Here is an 18,370-nt window from a genome sequence, read left to right as displayed (position 1 = left end):
AGACCCCTTTATTCAATGATGAACAAAGGCTGGCCGTATTCAACTGGCTGGCCGTTTTCGACCAGGATCTTGGTGACGGTGCCATCCTTGTCAGCCTCGATCTCGTTCATGATCTTCATGGCTTCGATGATGCACACAGGCTGGCCGGCCTTGACCTGGTCGCCGACTTCGGCAAAGGCCTTGGCACCAGGGCTGGACGAGCGGTAGAAGGTGCCCACCATGGGCGACTTCACCACGTGGCCGGTTTCTTCGGCCGGGGCGGCTTCAGCGGCGGCGGGTGCGCCCGCTGCGGCGGCCACCGGGGCAGCCTGGGCCATGGGCATGGCTTGCTGCATCATGGGGGCGGCCATGACCACGGGTGTGGCGCCAGCCTTGACGATGCGGACTTTGCCGTCGGCTTCGGTGATTTCGAGTTCGGAAACGTTGGACTCGGACACGAGGTCGATCAGGGTTTTGAGTTTGCGCAGGTCCATGATGGTGAGTTCTCCAGGAATGCGGTGAGAGCGGGTGACGCTCAAAAGGTGGTGCGGGTGAACGCCGGCCGGGATGAGGCCGGGTCAGCCGCCAGATGTGCCGGATGTCGGCGTGCTCAGTTTTTCCAGCGCGGCGTCCAGCGCCAGCCGGTAGCCCGATGCCCCCAGGCCCACGATCACGCCTTCGGCGAGGTCGGAGAAATAGGAATGGTGGCGGAAGGGCTCGCGCCGGTGCACGTTGGACAGATGCACCTCGATGAAGGGCAAGGCCACGCCGGCGAAGGCGTCACGCAGGGCCACGCTGGTGTGCGTGTAGGCCCCGGGGTTGATGATGATGAACTGGGTGCCGTCGGTGCGTGCGGCGTGCACACGGTCGATCAGGGCCCCTTCGTGGTTGCTCTGAAAGGCCGACAGGCTGGCGCCACGCGCGGCGGCATGGCTGACCAGACCAGTGTTGATCTGCTCCAGGGTGGTGGCACCGTAAACCTCGGGCTCGCGGGTGCCGAGCAGGTTCAGATTGGGGCCATGGAGGACAAGAATCTGCATGCGTCTCTGGTCTGCCTGCCCGTACAAGGGTTGCATTGCGCGTGCAAGCTAGACCAAGAAAATGAAAGTAGGCGGATTTTAGACGCAAATGCGCGCAAATCCATCATTTCATTGAAATCTGTCCGGTTTGGCTGCTTTGGCGCAAGTTCAGGCCATCTTGCTGGCCCAGGCGGCCAGTTCATCGTAGTGCGTGGCGCCCATCTTGCGGTGCATCACGCGCCCTTTGGCGTCGATCAGCACGGAAAACGGCAGGCCGCCCGATGTGTTGCCCAGTGCCTGGGCGAGTTCGGTGCCGCCGAATCCGGCCAGCCCGATGTCGAATCCTACCCCGACTTTGGCCAGAAATTCCTTCACCGGGGTCGGGCCGTCGATGGCCAGGCCGATCACCTTCCAGCCTTTGGGGCCGAATTCACGGTGGAAGCGGTCCAGCTCGGGCATCTCCTTGACGCAAGGGGGGCACCAGGTTGCCCAGAAGTTGAGCAGCGTGGGCTTGCCCTGGGCGATGCCCAGGTTCAGCGGCTGGCCTTTGGGGGTGTCGAACGCCTGTTGCCAGAAGGCCGGGGCCAGCTGGTCGCCCGTGATCAGGGGGGCGCTGGCTGTTGGGCTGGCCTCGGTTGCAGCCTGGGCCGCGGAGGCGGGTGAGCCGGGCACGCCGGCTGGCTTGATCGAGTCTGTCTTGCGCTTGAGCGCAAGCAGGGCGCCGCCGGCCGCCGCCACCAATCCCGCCAGGACCAGCACGCGCCGGTTGGCCTGGCCGCTTTGTGCGGGTGGTGGCGTTTGAGCGCGGCTGCTTGGCGGGGTGGCTGGCTTCTGGGGCATGGCGGGCTCGGCGGGCGTGGTGGGTCGAAGGGGGGCGCTGGTGAGGCGTTGGTCGGGCCCCGGTGCGGTCGGTCGGGTTCAGTCGGCGGATGCCAGCAGCTTTTTGAGTGCTGTCAGGTCACCGCGCTCGGTGCGGCCGCGCGCATCGGGCTTGAGTGCGCCGCGCAGGTCATCGGCATCCAGGATGGTCAGGTGCAGGCCGATGGGTTCATTCAGTGCGCGGCAGGGAATCGTCATGCTCAGGCGGTCCACGCTGTCGCCGCGGGGGCCGGGCACGCTGCCCACGTCGTACTCCAGGCCCTGGTTGAGCAGCGCGATCTCGGCGGACTTGCTGTCGTCGCAATACAGCTGCAGGTGGATGTCGTTCAGGCGCGTGGCCGTGCCGCGCCACACGGCCCCGGTGAGGTGGGGGCGGAACTCGGCCAGGCGCTCCATCCAGACGGCGGCCAGTTCGCGCAGGGCGCGCAGCTCGGTGGGCTGGGTGTCGGCGCAGAACAGGGCCAGGTACTCGAAGACGGCTTCTTCCACCTCGGTGTTGTCCGGCAGGTCGCCGCGGCCGGTCAGGCCCAGCTGCTTGGCGGCCCGGCGTTTGGCGGGGCCATATTCCATACCCTCTTCTACGACGATGCGGGCGGCGGTGGCGGCGATTTCAGCGCTGGCTTGGCTCATGCGGGCATTGTCGTTCAGGCCGCTTCGACCCAGACCGGCACGGCGCTGAAAGCCGCGTTGGCACTGATGCGTTCGGTCAGGCGGTCGTCCGTCAGGTCGTTGATGCTGGCACCGGCGTGGGCCTGGGCCACCTTCATGTCGATGCCCGCGCGGTCGTGTCCCCAGCCGTGCGGCAGGCTGACCACGCCGGGGCGGATGTCCTCGGTGACGTGCACGGGCACGCGCACCTGGCCCACACGGGAGGCCACGGTCACGGTCTGGCCGTCCTGCAGCTGGCGCGAGGCCGCATCACGCGGGTGGATCCACAGGGTGCAGCGCGGTTTGCCGGACACCAGGCGGGCGCTGTTGTGCATCCACGAGTTGTTGCTGCGCACATCGCGGCGGCCGATCAGCTTGAGGGTGGGGCGGGTGGCGGGTTCCGTGTCGTGGCCAGTCGTGGCCACATGGGCCGGGAAGGTGTTCACCAGATTGGGCAACTCCTGGCGGATGGCCAGCGGCAGCAGGTCGATGCGGCGGCCGCGTTGGCGCAGGCCTTCCACCAGCGAGGGCTGCAGCGGGCCCAGGTCCACGCCTTGCGGGTGGGCCAGCAACTGCTTCATGGTTGGGATCTGGGTGGCGCCCTTGGTCTTGCTGGCGCGGTTCAGTCCGATGGCCAACAGGCGACGGGGTGTCAGCTGGCCCATGATGCCGCGCGTGACCATGCCCGTGAGGCGCTGGCGAACGCTGGCGCGCTCCAGCGACCAGATGCGGCGGGCATAACGGCGCGCCAGTTCCATGTAGATCTGCCAGTCGTGCAGCGCACCGCCTGCCGGCGGCACGATGGCTTCGCTGTAGCGCGCGATGTTGCGCACGGCCAGGTGCAGGAAGACGAGGTCGTAGTGGTCGTGCTCGACGCCGCAGGTGGGCGGCAGGATCACGTGCGCGTGGCGGGTGGTCTCGTTGAGGTAGAAGTCGATGGAGACCATGAAGTCCAGCCCGCGCAAGGCCTCATCCAGCTGCCGTCCATTGGGTGTGGACAGCACCGGGTTGCCGCAGGACGTGACCAGCGCGCGCAGCTGGCCCTTGCCGGGCGTCAGCATCTCTTCGGCCATGACCGACACGGGCAGCTCGCCGCCGAACTCGGGCGCGCCCCGCACGCGGCTGCGCCAGGCATCGAAGTGGCCAGGGCTCATCAACCTGGTCTGGATGAGGTTGATGGCCGGGCTGGTAAGCAGGGCGCCGCCTTCGCGGTCCACATTGCCGGTCAGCAGGTTGATGACCTGGATCGCCCATTGGCAGACCACGCCATGCGCCTGGGTGGACAGGCCCATGCGGCCATAAACGACGGCGCCATTGGCTTGCGCCATCTCGCGTGCCAGGCGGCGGGTGCTGGCCGCGTCGATGCCGGTGTGGGCCGCCATGGCTTCGGGGCTGAACGGGGCCACGGCATCACGCACGGCCTTGATGTTGTCCAGCAAGGGCTCGAGGTGCTGGGGGCGCACCAGCTCTTCGTCAAACAAGGTGTGGATGACGGACAGCAGCCAGGCCGCATCGGTGCCCGGGTCGATGAAATGGTGCTCGTCGGCGGCAGCAGCGGTCTCGGTGCGGCGCGGGTCGATCACGATCAGCTTGCCACCGCGCTCGCGCAGGGCCTTGAAGCGGGCGCGCACATCGGGCACGGTCATCAGGCTGCCGTTGGACGCCAGCGGGTTGCCGCCCAGGATCAGCATGAAGCGGGTGTGGTCAATGTCCGGAATCGGGATGGCCAACTGGTGCCCGTACAGCCAGTGCGAGACCAGGTGGTGCGGCAGTTGGTCCACCGAGGTGGCCGAGAAGCGGCTGCGTGTCTTGAGCTGGCCGAAGAACATCGGGCCGTGGGTGATGTTGCCCCAGTTGTGCACGCTGGGGTTGCCCTGGTAGACGGCCACCGCATTGCTGCCGTGCTGTTCGCGCACGCGGGCCAGGCCTTCGACCACGAGGTCAAAGGCTTCGTCCCAGGTGATGGCTTCCCAGCGTGTCTGGCCGTTTTCTGTGATGCGTTTGATGGGCTGGCGAAGCCTGTCCGGGTCCTCGTGCAAGTCCTTCAGGGCGACGGCCTTGGGGCAGATGTGGCCGCGCGACAGCGGGTCGGCATCGTTGCCCTTGATCGAGATGATCCGCTTGCCCTGCACCTGGAAGGTCAGCCCGCAGATGGCCTCGCACAGGTTGCACACGCCGTGGCGCGTCTCCACCGGGGTGTCATCGTGGGCAGGCGCGTGGGCGGTGGGGGCGTTCGACATGGCGGCCATGAGGAAGTGAAGGTGGCCATGATGCTAGCGGATATGGCGAAATGCCGTATGCGATTGCTTACATTCTCCACCCATCGTGGTGGGCTGGCTTGCGCAGAGATGCGCAGGCCTTGCCTGAAAATCGGCGCTTCACGCTGTACCAGCATCCAAATTCAAAAGGGAGTTTCCAATGAGCACTCATCGCTTCCATGCGGTGCGTCGCGCTGCGACCGCCTGCGCCCATCTGTTTGCCGCTGCCGCCCTCGGTTGCGCCGCCCAGGCTGCGCTTGCCCAGAACGTCATGGTCTACACCGAAGGCCAGACCCCGAGCGCGCAAGACGTGGCCGACATTCTGTCGCGTGGCGCCAGCGAGAACGTCAAGCAACGTGGCCTGAACGCCGCTGGTGGCATGGGCTCGCCCTTCGCTGCACTGGAGCAAAAGCCCGTCAACACGGTGCGTGAAGCCAGTGCCTTGTCGGTGCCCGTGCAGTTCGGTTTTGACTCGTCCGAGTTGACGCCGCAGTCGCGCCAGCAACTCAACGCCATTGCCGATGGCATCAAGCTGACCGAAGGCACGGTCAAGGTCGTGATCGAAGGCCACACCGATGCCAAGGGCCGCCCCAGCTACAACGACAAGCTGTCGCTGCGTCGTGCAGCCGCCGTGCGCGATTACCTGGTGCAAGAGCGCAAGCTGCCCGTCAAGTTGCTGGTGGTGGAAGGCAAGGGCGCACACAAGCCGCTGGACAAGGCCGATCCCTTCAGCCCGCGCAACCGCCGCGTGCAGTTCCGCGCAGGTTGATCGCACATGACGGGCGTGATGCGCATGCGGCTGGTGAGCGCCGCAGTGGGGATGGCTTGCCTGTTGGTTGTGCCTGCTTCATGGGCTGACTCGCTGGACCGCAGCCAGCAAGATGATGCACAGGCCGCCGATGGCCTGGTGCATTGCCTGTTTCCGGGGCAGGTGCGGCGCCTGGGGGCGTTCGCCACCAGCGTGACACCGCGCCGTGCGGCCCGCGTGGCGCCCAAGGACTGCGCCGCCGGCGGCGGCGAGTACATCGAAGCGCAAGACACCAGCAGTGCCGCGACCAAGGTCTGGTTGCCGCTGGCTGCCGATGGTGTGCCCGAAGCGCAGGCCACGGTGGGCGAGTTGTACGAGCGCCAGGGCCAGTATGGCCTGGCCAAGGCCTGGTATGAAAAGGCCGCTGCACAAGGCCTGGCGCGTGCGCAATTTGGCCTGGCGGCCTTGCTGGACAGGGGGCTGGGCGTGCCGCGTAATGCCGCGCGGGTGACCGAGTTGCTGACCGCGGCCGGCGGTGGTGCCGTGGCCGGCCTGGCTTACAGCAACCGCGAGCGCCCCCAGGTGGCCTTTGTCACGCCCACCGCCGCCGCACCCTTGCCGCGCCCGGCTGATGGCCGGGTGGTGGTGGAGGCCGACGCCGGCCCGGCCACGGTGATCGCGCGCGTGGTGGCACCCGCTGGCTTGGCGTCCGTCAAGGTCAATGGGCAGGCGCAAACACCCGATGAACAGGGCTTCCTGAGCATCCCCGTCACGGTGGGCGAGGGGCAGGCCGAGGTGACCGTGCAGGCGCAGGACCGCGATGGCGTGGTGGCGCAGGCCCAACTGGCCATGGTGCAGCGCTCGGCCCATCCGGAGGCCAAGGCCGCATCCACGGATGCTTCTGCACGCACACCTTCAGCGGCCTTGCTCAAGGGGCGCCGGCTGGCACTGGTGGTGGCCAACCAGGCCTACCAGCACTGGCCTCGGCTGGATACACCCATGGCCGATGCGCAGTCGGTGTCGGAAGCCTTGCACCAGCATTTTGGCTTTGACGTGACCTTGCTGCAGAACGCCACGCGTCAGCAATTGCTGGCCGCGCTCAGCCGCCTGCGCATGCAGGCCGGCCCGGAGGACCAGGTGGTGGTGTATTACGCCGGCCATGGCCAGATGGACCCGGTCACCGCGCGTGGCTACTGGATCCCGGTGGACGGTGATGACAAGGACATCGCCCAGTGGGTGTCGGTGATCGATGTGACCGACCAGTTGGCAGCCATGCAGGCGCGCCATGTGATGGTCATTGCGGACTCGTGTTATTCCGGCACCTTGACCCGATCGCTGATCCCGCAGGTGGACCAGGCCTTGAGTGCGGCACAACGGCAAGGGCCTTTGAGCCACCTGGCCAAACAGCGTGTGCGCGTGGCCATGACCTCGGGTGGCCTGGAGCCTGTTGTGGACGGCGGCAGCGTGGACCACTCGCTGTTTGCACGCAGCCTGCTCGACATGCTGGGCCAGGTCAACGCGCCGGTGTCGGCGCAAGAGTTGTTCCAGGGGGTGCAGGCGCGCTTTGCGCACCTGGCGCGGCGCTTGAGCATTGCCCAGCAACCGCAGTACGCGCCCATCGGCTTTGCCGGGCACGAAGCCGGTGACTTCGTGCTCGCGCCGATGTGATCAGGGCTTGATCACAGCTCGCTGCGCAACCCGAAGGTCAGACGCCAGGTGCTGACGGCCTTCTGGGCAAAGCCGGTGTCGTAGTCCGTGAACAGGGTCAGGCCACGTTGCAGCACGGCCGAGGCGCCGATGCCGAACGTGCCGAACTGGCGGTCCAGCGCCAAGGGGTTGGGCGTGGGCAGCACGCTGATGCCGGCGGCATACGCGGCAGCCGAATCACCCTGGATGTGCCAGCCGGTGATCTGCGTGAACTCCAGGCGGGCATGCGGTGCAACCAGGCCCCAGCTGGTGGGCACGGTGGTCTGCACCTGAGAGCCGGCGCTGACCGAACCGGTGCGACCACGTGTGCGGCCACTTTCGCTGCCGAAGCTGCCGATGCGTGCGGCCACTTCGTCGGCGCGCACATAAGGCGAAATCGTCCAGCTGCCTTGCTGGAAGTCATAACCGGCCGACAGGCTCAGGCCCATGTTGACGCCGGTGGTTTCGTGCTCGATGTCGTCTTCGGTGTGCAGGGCGTAATGCGTGTTCTCCATGCTGAAGGCTGCCGAGATGAAGCTGGCAGGCGAGGGGCTCCACATGCCGTAGGCCGTCAGGTTGCCGCTTTGGCCGTCGACGCGGGCGGGGTTGCCGTCCCAGCGCATGCGCGGGTTGCCCAGGCCGAAGCTGCCGCCTGCGACCCATTGGTCATTGAAGCGGTAGTCGGCGCCCATGTTCACGTCGACGCGGCTGACACGCAGGGCCAGCGTGCCGGCATCGGCATCACCACCTTCACGGCGTGACTGGTCGCTGCCGGTCAGGTGGAACTGCATGCCGCCGGCTTGCTGGTGCAGGGTGCGCAACTGGACCAGCTTGTTTTGCGTCTGGACGAGCCGGTCACGTGCGTGGCGCATGCTTTGCGCGGTGATGGGCGCGCCGAAGGCGTCCGAGGCGCAGGCCGGTTCGCTGCCCGCCACCGACGAGGGCAGGATGACCACGGTGTCGGGTGGTCCTTCAGTGATAACAGCGTCGGGTGCGCTCTCGGGCCATCCTGGCGGCACGGCCGCGGCCTGGCTTCGGCGCGCTGCGGTGGTGCCGCTGACCGTTGCAGCTCGCAGCGTCGTGGTGACGCTGCCCATCTGAGACGGGTCCCCAGGTGGGGTCGGGATGGACGTGACGTAAGCGGAGCATGCCGCGTGGGTGACCACAGGCGCGGCAAAAGTGGTGACGAGGGCGGCACTGACGGCCACCAGAGAGCTTCTGGACTTCAGCATGCGAGTTGAACGTGTGTGTATCGCGCACGCGTGAAGCCACAGCAGCCAGCCCCTGTTGCGGTTTGCGCGAGGCTGGCTCAAATTGGCACGCGAGGTGCCTCCCTGATGTTTGTGACGTCACGCGCTGGTGCGCAGGTGACGATGTGTTGTGGCCGCGATTTTTTCACACGGCACAAGCCGCGTCTTCCCCTGTGCGGGGGGACGCATGCCCACTGAATGGTGTCACCTTGTCACAGCGTTTCGTGATCTGAACGCAGGCTTGCCACAGCCAGGTTGAGTTGCCGTGCTTCTTCGACTGTCTGGGCCAGGCGCAGCAGCAGCCAGTGGTTCAGGTCGCCGGTGAGTCGGGGTGAATCGGCTTCGGGGATGGGGCTGGTGTCGTCGGGCAGGGATGTGGTGACCTGCGCAGGATGACGGGCCGTGCTTGTGGGTTGGGCCGGGCTTGGGATGGCTGGCGTGGCCTCGCCTTGCAGCGATGCACGGATCTGCGCTTCGGCCTGTTGCAAGGCGGGCGCCACGATGGCTTCGTCCAGCTCCTGATATCGCACAGTCAGCAGGCCCTTGATGGCCGACAACTGGCTGATCAGGCGGTTGCTGTGCACGAGCAATGCTTCCAGCGCCGGGGCCCAGGCCTGGTTGCGGCGGGGCTCCTTGCCCATGCGTTGCAGCGACTGGCTGAGCAGCCACAGCACGTCGTAGACCTCGCGCCGGGCCAGGCTGCGCCGCGATGAGCGCGGATGGGCCAGGTGCCAGCGCAAGGCGTGGTGCGTGTAGTGCGTCTGGGCCTGCATCAGGCGCTGTGCCAGGCGGGGCAGTTGCTGGCGCTCCCATGAGGGCAGCACATAGCTGAAGGCCCAGGCCAAGGCAGCGCCGATCAAGGTGTCGCCCAGGCGCTCGGCGGCATCCAGCAGGGCAGGGTGGCTGGTGGGGCTGAACAGGTGGCCTTGCACCAGGGCCAGCACCGCGCCAGCCGCAGCGGTCACGCGGTAGTTGATGAGCACGAAGCCATGCGCCAGGCTCAAGGCGATGGCCAGTGCCAGAAAGAGCCAGGCGGTGTGGCCCGCACTGCTGAGCAAGGCCGATGCGATCAGGCAGCCGACCAAGGTGCCTTGCACGCGTGCATCGCGGCGCGCCAGGGTCTGTTCGAGGTTGCCGCGCATGACCACGGCCACGGTCATCAGCAGCCAGTGCGGGTGGCTGGTCCAGGGCAGCACGTGGGCCAGGCCGTCGGCGCAAGCCATGGCCAGCGTGGCCCGCAGGGCGTAACGCAAGACAGGCGAGGACCGCTGCAGCTGGGCTTTCAGGGGCGACCATGTCCACTGCGTGGGCGACACCAGGGTGAGCAAGATGGTGTCCTGCTCGGGGTGATGGGCGGCCTGGTGGGTGTCGTCATGGCTTTGTGCGATGAGCGCGACCAGGGCTTGCATGTGACGGCAGCGGCGGCCCAGTGAGGCCAGCACGGGGTGCGTGTCGAGGGCGTCTGGCCATGTGATGTCGGGTGAGGTGGGTGGCGTCCAGGCGCGGTTCGTGCGCCAGCAAAGCGCCATGCGGTCGAGTTGATCGGCCAGCGTCAGCAATTGCCCGGCTACGCGGGCGACGACTTGTTGGGCCTCGGCGTGATCGGGCAGGCGATCCAGGTCGAGCTGGCAAGACTGCACCACGTCCCGCAGGTTGACGGTGTGGATCAGACCCTCGATCTGTCGGCGTGTGAGTGTGGTGCAGCCCGAGGTGCCGGCCTGGCTGTAGAGCAGGTCGCGCGCACTTTGAAAGACGTCGGCGATGCCGGCCTGTTGGGCGATCAAGGCGAGCAGGGCTTCGCGTTGGCCGTCGATGTGGCCTTGTTGATGCGAGCGCGTCCATTGCGCTTGCGAGCGCATCATCCCCGCCAGGGCCTGGAGGCTGTCGGCCAGGGCCAGCGTGCGGTAGCGGCGCGCCAGCACGCGGATGCTGAGCATGGACCACAGCGCCATGCCCACAGCGCCAAGCCCAACCCACAGGATGTGCTGGCCTGCTTGCGCCAGGCTCATGGGCTGCTGGCTGAAGGCGGCCATCTGGAAGACCAGCGTCAGGATCATGACGAAGGTTTGCGGGCCGCCGCGTTTGCCCCAGGCCATCCAGAAGATGGAGCTGAAGGTGGTCAGCAGCACGACCAGGGTCAAGCACAGCGGCGATGCGTGGCTCAGCGCCACCAGGGTGGTGACCAGCAGGGTGCTGACCACGGCGGGCAGCATCTGTTGCGGCTTGGCCTGGGGGGCGCATACCGTGTCGGCCACGCTGGCGGTGGAGGCGCCGGAGGCCGCCGTGATGGCGGCAGGCATGCCGGCCAGGGCGCCCACGATGGCGGTCAGGCAGGCCAGACCCAGGCCCACACTGATGCCGTTGAGCACGGGGGCGGGCCAATGGGCGGGGTGCGCGGGATGGTTTGCCTTGTGGCCGCTTGGCGGCGTGGCAGGGCTGGGCTGTGGGGGCACGCTGACCGGGGCGTTCAAGGCCCGGAAATAAAAAAGCCCAGCTTACTGGAAGCTGGGCTGGTCTGGCCAGAGCGGGGGCTCTGGGGTGCCGCCTGGATACGACGGGGTGTTTACGCTTCTCGGCGCAGGGCCGGGAAGAGGATCACGTCGCGGATGTTGGGCGCGTCGGTCAGCAGCATCATCAGGCGGTCGATGCCGATACCGCAGCCGCCGGTGGGGGGCAGGCCGTATTCCAGTGCGCGGATGTAGTCGGCGTCGAAGTACATGGCCTCTTCGTCACCGGCATCCTTGGCGCTGGCCTGGGCGGCAAAGCGGGCGGCCTGCTCTTCGGGGTCGTTCAACTCGCTGAAGCCGTTGCCGTATTCGCGGCCGGTGATGAACAGCTCGAAGCGTTCGGTGATGCTGGGGTCGGCATCCGATGCGCGGGCCAGTGGCGAGACCTCGACGGGGTAGTCGATGATGAAGGTGGGCTGCCACAGCTTTTCTTCCACGGCGGCTTCGAACATGCCAAATTGCAGCTCGGCCAGGCTCCAGCGTGCGGGCGGCTCTTCACCCAGGGCCTTGAGCTTGGCGTGCAGGGCTTCGCTGCTGTCGGCTTCTTCAGGCGTCAGGCCGGCGATCTGGATGAGGGATTCGCGCACGGTCAGGCGGGCAAAGGGCGATTCGAGGTCGACTTCCTTGCCGCCATAGGTCAGCTTGGCGGTGCCCACGGCGGCTTGGGCCGCATGGCGCAGGATGGACTCGGTGAAGTCCATCAGGTCGCGGTGGTTCCACCAGGCCGCGTAGAACTCCATCATCGTGAACTCGGGGTTGTGGCGGACCGAAACACCCTCGTTGCGGAAGTTGCGGTTGATTTCGAACACGCGCTCGAAGCCGCCCACCACCAGGCGCTTGAGGTACAGCTCGGGCGCGATGCGCAGGAACATCTCCTGATCCAGCGCGTTGTGGTGCGTGGTGAAGGGCTTGGCGTTGGCACCACCGGGGATGGGGTGCATCATCGGCGTCTCGACTTCCAGGAAGCCGTTGTCCACCATGAAGCTGCGGATCGAGGCCACGGCCTTGGAGCGGGCGATGAAGCGGGCGCGCGATTCTTCGTCGACGATCAGGTCCACATAGCGCTGGCGGTACTTCTGTTCCTGGTCGGTCATGCCGTGGAACTTGTCGGGCAGCGGGCGCAGGGCCTTGGTCAGCAGGCGGATGCTGGTGACCTTGATGGACAGCTCGCCGGTCTTGGTCTTGAACAGGGTGCCTTCGGCGCCCAGGATGTCGCCCAGGTCCCAGTGCTTGAAGGCGGCCAGGGCTTCGGCGCCCACGGCGTCCAGCGTCACGTAGACCTGGATGCGGCCGGTGGCGTCCTGCAGGGTGCCGAAACAGGCCTTGCCCATCACGCGCTTGAGCATCAGGCGGCCACCGACGCTGGCCTTGACGGCTTGCGCTTCCAGCGGCTCGGCTTCGGTGCCGTCGTGCGCCGCGTGCAGGGCGGCGGCGCGGTCAGCGGGCTTGAAGTCGTTGGGGAAGGCCACGCCCTGGGCACGGATGGCAGCCAGTTTCTCGCGGCGTTCGGCCACCAGTTTGTTGGTGTCGACCATCAGCTCTGCGGGAACGGGCTCTTGCGTGGGGTGTTGGTGCGTGGTCATGGCTGGAAAGCTGGGGGCGGGAGGTGGGGCCTGATCGGGCCAAACCCTAGATTGTATGAAACCCTGGGCGACAATGGCGGCCATGTCTGTTCAAGATCACCGCCCCCCAGCTGTTCAGGGGGATTCATCTGGCGCGCAAGCCCCTGCCGGGCGGCTGGCGGCCCTGCGCCAGGCCTTGCAGGCGCTGCCCAAGGCGGCGCTGGGCAATTTGATCGCCAAGCTGATGATGGTGGGCCTGGGCCTGGCCATCACGGTGACGGTGGCGCGCCATGGGCCCAAGGTGCAGGGCGCGTTTGCGCTGTTCGTCGCGGTCGAGTCGGCCTTGCTGACGCTGTTTTCCGGCCTGGGCTTGTGGCTGGCGCGCCAGATTTCGCAGCAGACCGATGGCCGGCAGGCCAAAGCATTGCCCATGCTGCGAGGCGTGCTGCGTGCGGCGGTGGCGCTGGGGCTGCTGGCCTCGGGCGTGCTGGTGGCCGTGTCCTGGTGGGCGAGCAGCATGCCGTATACCTATCTGTGGCTGTTGGCCTTGGCCGCGCCGTTTTTGCTGCTGGTGCCCACGGCCACGGGTTTGTGGCTGGGTGAGGGGCGCATGTGGCCCATCAATGTGGCCCAGGTGTCGGCACCCGCTTCGGTGCTGGCGGGCCTGGCGGCAGCCTGGTGGATCACGGAGGGTGGGCAGGCCGGGCAGGGCAGCAAGTCCACCGTCTTGCTGGTGCTGGTGGCCTGGGTGAGTGGCAAATCGCTGGTAGCGGTGGTCACGGCGTTTTACGCCTTGCGCAATGCGCGGCACCGCGACGAGGCCCTGGCCGAACGCATGAGCGCATCCCGCCTGACGGCGTTTCACCTGCCGCAACCGAGCTGGCTGGCGCAGTGGCCTTTCATTGCCACCATCGGCGTCACCAATGTGATCGGGCTGCTGAACTATCGCGCCTCGCTGTTCCTGGTCGAGCGCTTCCATGGGCTGAGCACGGCGGGTGTGTATTCAGTGGCAGTGACGGCGGCCGAGCTGCTGTGGTTGCTGTCGTCGTCGGTGACGGTGTCGGTGTATTCGCGCATCGGGCACCCGGACACGAAGATCGCCGCCGCCATGACGGTGCAGGCGGTGCGCATCAATGTGCTGTCTACCTTGCTGGCCGCGCCGGTGCTGCTGGGCCTGGCCTGGTGGGGTCTGCCCTGGGTGATGGGGCCGGCTTACGAGGCCTCGCTGCTGCCGCTGGCGGCCTTGTTGCCGGGCGTGGCGGCGTATGCGGCGGCGTCCAGCCTGTCGGCGTTTTACACCAACCACCTGGGGCGGCCACAGTTGTCGGGCGCCATCGCGGGCATGTCGCTGACGATCAGCTTCTGCCTGGGCTGGTTCCTGGTGCCGCTGTGGGGGCCTCTGGGCGCGGGCATCTCGTCGAGCGCGGGCTACATCCTGGCCATCGTGGCGGCGTATGGGGTGTTTCTCAAGCACGCGGGGCTGCCGGTGCGGGCGCTGTGGCAGTCTGGTTTGACCAGGGTGGATTCGGGCGCCTGACCCCCGCTGACCCACTGGTTCATGGGGCTGGCCAGCGGTTTACCTGTGTGGCGTTTCGGGGCAGCGGATCGGATCAGGGACAATACGGGGTTTCGCCCCCAGGTTTGACCTGCGGCGTGTACGTTTTTCCTCTCCAGACATGTCGGCCCTGATCCAGAGACTCAAGCAACCCGTGGTGCGCGTGCTGGCGGCTTTCACCGGCCCGCGCATCGTGTACGGCTGGGCCAATGCCGATGGCTCCTGGTGCGCCCATACCCGCGTGAGCACGCACACCTGCTTCGAAGGGCTGGAAGGCCTGAAGCTGGGTGACCATGTCTTCATCGGCCACTTCAACCGCATCGATGGCTCCAATGGCTTGTTGATCGAAGAGGGCGTGCAGGTCACCAATTACGCGTCCATCCTCAGCCACTCCAGCCACAAGTCGGTGCGGGTGATGGGGCGCCGTTATGTGAACGACCCCAACCCGGCCGGCTATGTGCGCAAGTCCACCCGCATCGGGGCCTACAGCTTCATCGGCCCGCACAGCGTGATCGCGCCCGGCGCGCAGATCGGCAAGGGCGTGATCGTGCAGGGCTACAGCTTCGTATCGGGCGTGGTGCCGGACTTCGCCATCGTCGGGCCGCAGGCGCATGGCCGGCCGGCTGCCGTGATGGGGGATACACGCGAGATCGACCGCGCGCTGCTGCAGCGCCACCCTGAATTGCACGCGCTGTATGCCCAATGGGCGGGCAAGGACAACCTGCGCCGTGCGCTCAATGGGCATGTCGATGGGCATGCGGCTGCACCCGATGCCGCTTCTGACCAGGAGCCCGCATGAGCCGCCGCCCCGATGACGCGCCCGCGCGCATCCTGTTTTTCGCCGATGCGGACAGCGTGCACACGCGCCGCTGGGTGGCCGCCGCGGTGGAGCGCGGGGCCGAGGCCATCGTCATCACGCGTCAACCTGCCGAGGTGCCCGGTGCACGAGAAGTGATCGCCATTGCGCCGGGCAACGACAAGCTCAGCTGGTTCAAGGCCTTGCCCCAGGTACGCCGTGTGGCCCGCGAGGTGGCCAAGCGCTTCAGGCCCACGCTGGTGCATGGCCATTACGTGACGTCTTACGGCCTGTGGGCCGCGATGTGCGGCCTCAAGCTGCCCACCGTGCTCACGGCCTGGGGCAGCGACATCCTGGTCACGCCGCGCGAAAGTCGCCTGATGCGGGCCGTGGTGGGCTGGTCCTTGCGCCACGCCGACCTGATCACGGCAGACTCGATGGACATGCTGGCCGAGATCGCGCGCTATCACCCTTCTGCGCCCTGCCATCAGATCCTGTGGGGTGCCGACACGGACAAGTTCGTGCCCGGTGACCCGGGTGAAGACTTCGATGTCATCAGCCTGCGCAGCTGGGAGCCCAACTACAACATCGACCTGATCCTCGAAGCGTTTTCGCGCTTCCTGATGCTGCGCCCGCAATCGCACGCCCGCCTGCACCTGCTGGGTGGTGGCAGCATGCAGGCCACGCTGGAAGCCCGCGTGCAGGAGCTGCGCCTGCTGCAGCAAGTGCGCTTCCACGGCCGGGTGGGGGATGTGGAGATGGTCAACGCCATCCAGCGCAGCCGCGTGAGCGTGTCGGTGCCCACCAGCGACGCGACCTCGGTGTCGGTGCTCGAATCCATGGCCTGTGGCCTGCCCATCATCGCCACCGACCTGCCGGCCAACTGCCAGTGGATCGATGAGCGTGGTGGCTGGATCGTGCCCGTGCGCGATGTGGACGCCGTCACGCAGGCCCTGGTCCATGCTTATGACCACCCCGAGCAGGCGGCGCAGATGGGCCAGCACAACCGTGATCGCATCGAGCGCGACGCCTCACGCCGCGGGCAGATGGATGCCATGTGGCGCCTCTACCAGAAGCTGCTGCACCCCTGCGTGCCGCGCATGCAGCGCCCGCGTGCTTCCGCGCGTTGATCGGATTGGTGAAGCGCATGTCAGGCTCTACCCAGACGATCTCGGTCATCGTGCCATGCCGCAACGAGCGGGATTTCATCGAGGCTTTCTGCCGCAGTGTGGCCGCGCAAACCGTGCCCGGGGGCTGGGCGCTGGAAGTGTTGATCGCCGATGGCCTGAGCGACGATGGCACGCGCGAACGCCTGGCCGCCTTCTGCGCGCAGGACGCCCGCTTCGTGATGATCGACAACCCCGGGCGCATCGTGTCCTGCGGGCTGAACCGCTGCATCGAGCAGGCGCGTGGTGCGTTCATCGTGCGCCTGGACGTGCACACCGTGTACGCCGACGACTACATCGCCCAATGCCTGGCCACCTGGCAGCGCACGGGGGCTGACAACGTGGGCGGGCCGTGGAAGGCGCAAGGCGCGCAAGGGCCGCAGGGCACGGTGCAGCGCGCCATCGCGGCGGCGTTTCAATCGCGGCTGGTGGCCGGTGGCGCCTTGTCGCGTGACCTGGCTTATGAGGGCGAGGTCGATACGGTCTACCTCGGTTCCTGGCCGCGCCAGACCTTCGAGCGCTTCGGTGGCTTCGACGAAACCCTGGTGCGCAACCAGGACGACGAGCACAACCTGCGCATCCACAAAGGCGGCGGGCGCATCTGGCAATCGGCCGGCATCCGCTCCACCTACTTCCCGCGTGCCAGCAAAATGGACGTGTTCCGCCAGTACCGCCAGTACGGCTACTGGAAGCCCTTCGTCATGAAGAAGCATGGGCAGGCGGCGGCGCTGCGTCACCTCATCCCTGGCTTGTTCGTGGGCGCCTTGATGCTGCTGGCCTTGTTGACGCTGGTTGGCAGCTTGTCTGTGGGCGCCATGCCGTTGGGTGCGTTCCGCACCGTGTCGATCTGGGCCACCTTGTTGAGCGCCGGTGGCTTGCTGGCCCTGGCTGTGGCCTATGGCGTGGCCGTTTACGCCATCAGCTTCAGCATCGCCCGCCAACAGGGACGCGAACTGTTCAAGCATTTGCCCGACGTGATCGCGGCCTATCACTTTGGCTATGGCCTGGGTTCGCTGCGCGGCTGGTGGGATGCCATCGTGCGCGGCCGCCCCGACCCCGCATTCGGTCGCCTCACACGCCCTTGATATCGAAAGAGACCCGCATGAGTTCCTCCAACGACAAGCTGCCCTTCCTGCCTTTTGCCTTGCCTGAAATCGGCGAGGAAGAAATCGCCGAGGTGGTCGACACCCTGCGTTCGGGCTGGGTCACCACCGGCCCCAAGGCGCGCAAGTTCGAGCAGGCTTTCACGGCTTACCTCGGCGACGACAGCCTGCAATCCATCGCCGTGAACTCGGCCACCGCGGGCCTGCACCTGGCGCTGGAAGCCCTGGGCATCGGCCCTGGCGACGAAGTCATCACCACCACGCACACCTTCACCGCCACCGCCGAAGTGGTGCGCTACCTGGGTGCCGACGTGAAGCTGGTGGACATCGACCCGGCCACGCTCAACATCGACCCGGCCGCGATCGAAGCCGCGATCACGCCGCGCACCAAGGCCATCATGCCGGTGCACTACGCCGGCCTGTCGGTGGACATGGACGCCATCTTCGCCATCGCGAAGAAACACAACTTGAAGATCGTGGAAGACGCGGCACACGCCCTGCCCACGACCTGGAAGAAGCAGCTGATCGGCACCCTGCAAAGCGACGCCGTGGTCTTCAGCTTCTATGCCAACAAGACCATGACCACGGGTGAGGGCGGCATGCTGGTCACGCGGGACGCGCAACTGGCGGCGCGTGCCAAGGTCATGCGCCTGCACGGCATCAACCGCGATGCCTTCGACCGCTTCACCGCCAAGGTGCCCAGTTGGTACTACGAGATCGTGGCGCCTGGCTTCAAGTACAACCTGACCGACATCGCCGCCGCGCTGGGCCTGCATCAGCTGCAACGCGTGACCGGCTTCCAGGTGCGCCGCGAGCAGATCGCCTCGCGCTTTGACGAGGCCCTGGCCGATCTGCCCCTGATCCTGCCGCCGCGCCCGCAGCATGCCGGTGACCTGCATTCCTGGCACCTGTATGTGGTGCGCCTGAAGGACGAGGCCAGCATCAACCGCGACCAGTTGATCGACAGCTTGTTTGCCGATGGCATCGGCGTGAGCGTGCACTACATCCCGCTGCACCTGCACCCCTACTGGAAGGAACGCTACGACCTCAAGCCCGAGCAGTTCCCGCACAGCCAGAAGGCCTACGAGCGCATGGTGACCTTGCCGCTGTACACCAGGATGACGGACGACGATGTCGAACGCGTGATCAAGGCCGTGCGCAAGGCCTTTGGTCGGTGATGTGGCAAGCAAGCAGTTCGGTTTATTCGGTCTGAC

At 66.8% G+C, this 18,370-nt stretch carries 15 protein-coding genes; 7 read left to right on the top strand and 8 right to left on the bottom strand.

Features of this window, described 5'->3' with window-relative positions; genetic code table 11:
• Positions 1-8 precede the first annotated feature (8 nt).
• The 5 genes from accB to JY96_RS07290 all read right to left on the bottom strand — a co-directional run bounded on the left by accB (position 9) and on the right by JY96_RS07290 (position 4,774).
• Positions 9-473, bottom strand: coding sequence for an acetyl-CoA carboxylase biotin carboxyl carrier protein (gene accB, locus JY96_RS07310; protein WP_035036214.1), 465 nt, complete (start codon positions 471-473; stop codon positions 9-11).
• Between the two features lie 84 nt (positions 474-557).
• Complete coding sequence (gene aroQ, locus JY96_RS07305; RefSeq protein ID WP_035041620.1) at positions 558-1,019, bottom strand: type II 3-dehydroquinate dehydratase; 462 nt, start codon at positions 1,017-1,019, stop codon at positions 558-560.
• 147 nt (positions 1,020-1,166) lie between these two features.
• Positions 1,167-1,838 (bottom strand): TlpA disulfide reductase family protein, encoded by a 672-nt coding sequence (locus JY96_RS07300; RefSeq protein ID WP_052162242.1) that lies wholly within the window; start codon positions 1,836-1,838, stop codon positions 1,167-1,169.
• Positions 1,839-1,916: 78 nt separating this feature from the next.
• A complete protein-coding gene (locus JY96_RS07295) occupies positions 1,917-2,507 on the bottom strand; it encodes a hypothetical protein (RefSeq protein WP_035036212.1) in 591 nt (196 codons plus the stop codon).
• A 14-nt stretch (positions 2,508-2,521) separates the two neighbouring features.
• Positions 2,522-4,774, bottom strand: a complete 2,253-nt coding sequence (locus tag JY96_RS07290) for a molybdopterin-dependent oxidoreductase (RefSeq protein WP_200883442.1) — start codon at positions 4,772-4,774, stop codon at positions 2,522-2,524.
• A gap of 169 nt (positions 4,775-4,943) precedes the next feature.
• Here JY96_RS07290 and JY96_RS22070 point away from each other — a divergent pair, with 169 nt between their 5' ends.
• Positions 4,944-5,552 (top strand): OmpA family protein, encoded by a 609-nt coding sequence (locus JY96_RS22070; RefSeq protein WP_052162241.1) that lies wholly within the window; start codon positions 4,944-4,946, stop codon positions 5,550-5,552.
• 6 nt (positions 5,553-5,558) lie between these two features.
• A complete protein-coding gene (locus JY96_RS07280) occupies positions 5,559-7,199 on the top strand; it encodes a caspase family protein (RefSeq protein ID WP_035036210.1) in 1,641 nt (546 codons plus the stop codon).
• Between the two features lie 11 nt (positions 7,200-7,210).
• On the opposite strand, the gene JY96_RS07275 is transcribed toward JY96_RS07280, so the two are convergent.
• From JY96_RS07275 to lysS, 3 genes are all read right to left on the bottom strand, one after another.
• On the bottom strand, positions 7,211-8,449 hold the full coding sequence (locus JY96_RS07275) for an autotransporter outer membrane beta-barrel domain-containing protein (protein ID WP_035036208.1): 1,239 nt from the start codon (positions 8,447-8,449) through the stop codon (positions 7,211-7,213).
• 230 nt (positions 8,450-8,679) lie between these two features.
• Positions 8,680-10,836, bottom strand: coding sequence for an FUSC family protein (locus JY96_RS07270; RefSeq protein WP_152606393.1), 2,157 nt, complete (start codon positions 10,834-10,836; stop codon positions 8,680-8,682).
• Positions 10,837-11,030: 194 nt separating this feature from the next.
• A complete protein-coding gene (gene lysS / locus JY96_RS07265) occupies positions 11,031-12,557 on the bottom strand; it encodes a lysine--tRNA ligase (RefSeq protein WP_035036202.1) in 1,527 nt (508 codons plus the stop codon).
• Between the two features lie 82 nt (positions 12,558-12,639).
• On the opposite strand from lysS, the gene JY96_RS07260 reads away from it, so the two are divergent.
• The 5 genes from JY96_RS07260 (at position 12,640) to JY96_RS07240 (ending at position 18,334) form a co-directional block, all read left to right on the top strand.
• Positions 12,640-14,073, top strand: a complete 1,434-nt coding sequence (locus tag JY96_RS07260; protein WP_152606392.1) for a lipopolysaccharide biosynthesis protein — start codon at positions 12,640-12,642, stop codon at positions 14,071-14,073.
• 139 nt (positions 14,074-14,212) lie between these two features.
• Entirely contained in the window at positions 14,213-14,890 is a 678-nt protein-coding gene (locus JY96_RS07255) for an acyltransferase (protein ID WP_081961109.1), read from the top strand.
• Positions 14,887-16,017, top strand: coding sequence for a glycosyltransferase (locus JY96_RS07250; RefSeq protein ID WP_052162239.1), 1,131 nt, complete (start codon positions 14,887-14,889; stop codon positions 16,015-16,017). Before JY96_RS07255 ends, JY96_RS07250 begins: the two co-directional genes overlap by 4 nt.
• A 17-nt stretch (positions 16,018-16,034) precedes the next feature.
• Positions 16,035-17,138, top strand: a complete 1,104-nt coding sequence (locus JY96_RS07245; protein ID WP_035041610.1) for a glycosyltransferase family 2 protein — start codon at positions 16,035-16,037, stop codon at positions 17,136-17,138.
• A gap of 17 nt (positions 17,139-17,155) precedes the next feature.
• A complete protein-coding gene (locus JY96_RS07240) occupies positions 17,156-18,334 on the top strand; it encodes a DegT/DnrJ/EryC1/StrS aminotransferase family protein (protein WP_035036199.1) in 1,179 nt (392 codons plus the stop codon).
• The last annotated feature ends 36 nt before the right edge of the window (positions 18,335-18,370 follow it).

Origin of the sequence: Aquabacterium sp. NJ1 (assembly GCF_000768065.1) — a bacterium.
GTDB lineage: Bacteria > Pseudomonadota > Gammaproteobacteria > Burkholderiales > Burkholderiaceae_C > Aquabacterium.
Note: the sequence above shows the minus strand (reverse complement) of the source record. Positions and strands in the feature narration are given on the sequence as shown.

What these genes read in the sequence shown, in the direction of transcription:
- JY96_RS07275 (WP_035036208.1), bottom strand. Translation starts at nt 8,449, where the DNA reads ATGCTGAAGTCCAGAAGCTCTCTGGTGGCCGTCAGTGCCGCCCTCGTC.
- accB (WP_035036214.1), bottom strand. Translation starts at nt 473, where the DNA reads ATGGACCTGCGCAAACTCAAAACCCTGATCGACCTCGTGTCCGAGTCC.
- lysS (WP_035036202.1), bottom strand. Translation starts at nt 12,557, where the DNA reads ATGACCACGCACCAACACCCCACGCAAGAGCCCGTTCCCGCAGAGCTG.
- aroQ (WP_035041620.1), bottom strand. Translation starts at nt 1,019, where the DNA reads ATGCAGATTCTTGTCCTCCATGGCCCCAATCTGAACCTGCTCGGCACC.
- JY96_RS07240 (WP_035036199.1), top strand. Translation starts at nt 17,156, where the DNA reads ATGAGTTCCTCCAACGACAAGCTGCCCTTCCTGCCTTTTGCCTTGCCT.
- JY96_RS07300 (WP_052162242.1), bottom strand. Translation starts at nt 1,838, where the DNA reads ATGCCCCAGAAGCCAGCCACCCCGCCAAGCAGCCGCGCTCAAACGCCA.
- JY96_RS07260 (WP_152606392.1), top strand. Translation starts at nt 12,640, where the DNA reads ATGTCTGTTCAAGATCACCGCCCCCCAGCTGTTCAGGGGGATTCATCT.
- JY96_RS22070 (WP_052162241.1), top strand. Translation starts at nt 4,944, where the DNA reads ATGAGCACTCATCGCTTCCATGCGGTGCGTCGCGCTGCGACCGCCTGC.
- JY96_RS07290 (WP_200883442.1), bottom strand. Translation starts at nt 4,774, where the DNA reads ATGGCCGCCATGTCGAACGCCCCCACCGCCCACGCGCCTGCCCACGAT.
- JY96_RS07295 (WP_035036212.1), bottom strand. Translation starts at nt 2,507, where the DNA reads ATGAGCCAAGCCAGCGCTGAAATCGCCGCCACCGCCGCCCGCATCGTC.
- JY96_RS07245 (WP_035041610.1), top strand. Translation starts at nt 16,035, where the DNA reads ATGTCAGGCTCTACCCAGACGATCTCGGTCATCGTGCCATGCCGCAAC.
- JY96_RS07250 (WP_052162239.1), top strand. Translation starts at nt 14,887, where the DNA reads ATGAGCCGCCGCCCCGATGACGCGCCCGCGCGCATCCTGTTTTTCGCC.
- JY96_RS07280 (WP_035036210.1), top strand. Translation starts at nt 5,559, where the DNA reads ATGACGGGCGTGATGCGCATGCGGCTGGTGAGCGCCGCAGTGGGGATG.
- JY96_RS07255 (WP_081961109.1), top strand. Translation starts at nt 14,213, where the DNA reads ATGTCGGCCCTGATCCAGAGACTCAAGCAACCCGTGGTGCGCGTGCTG.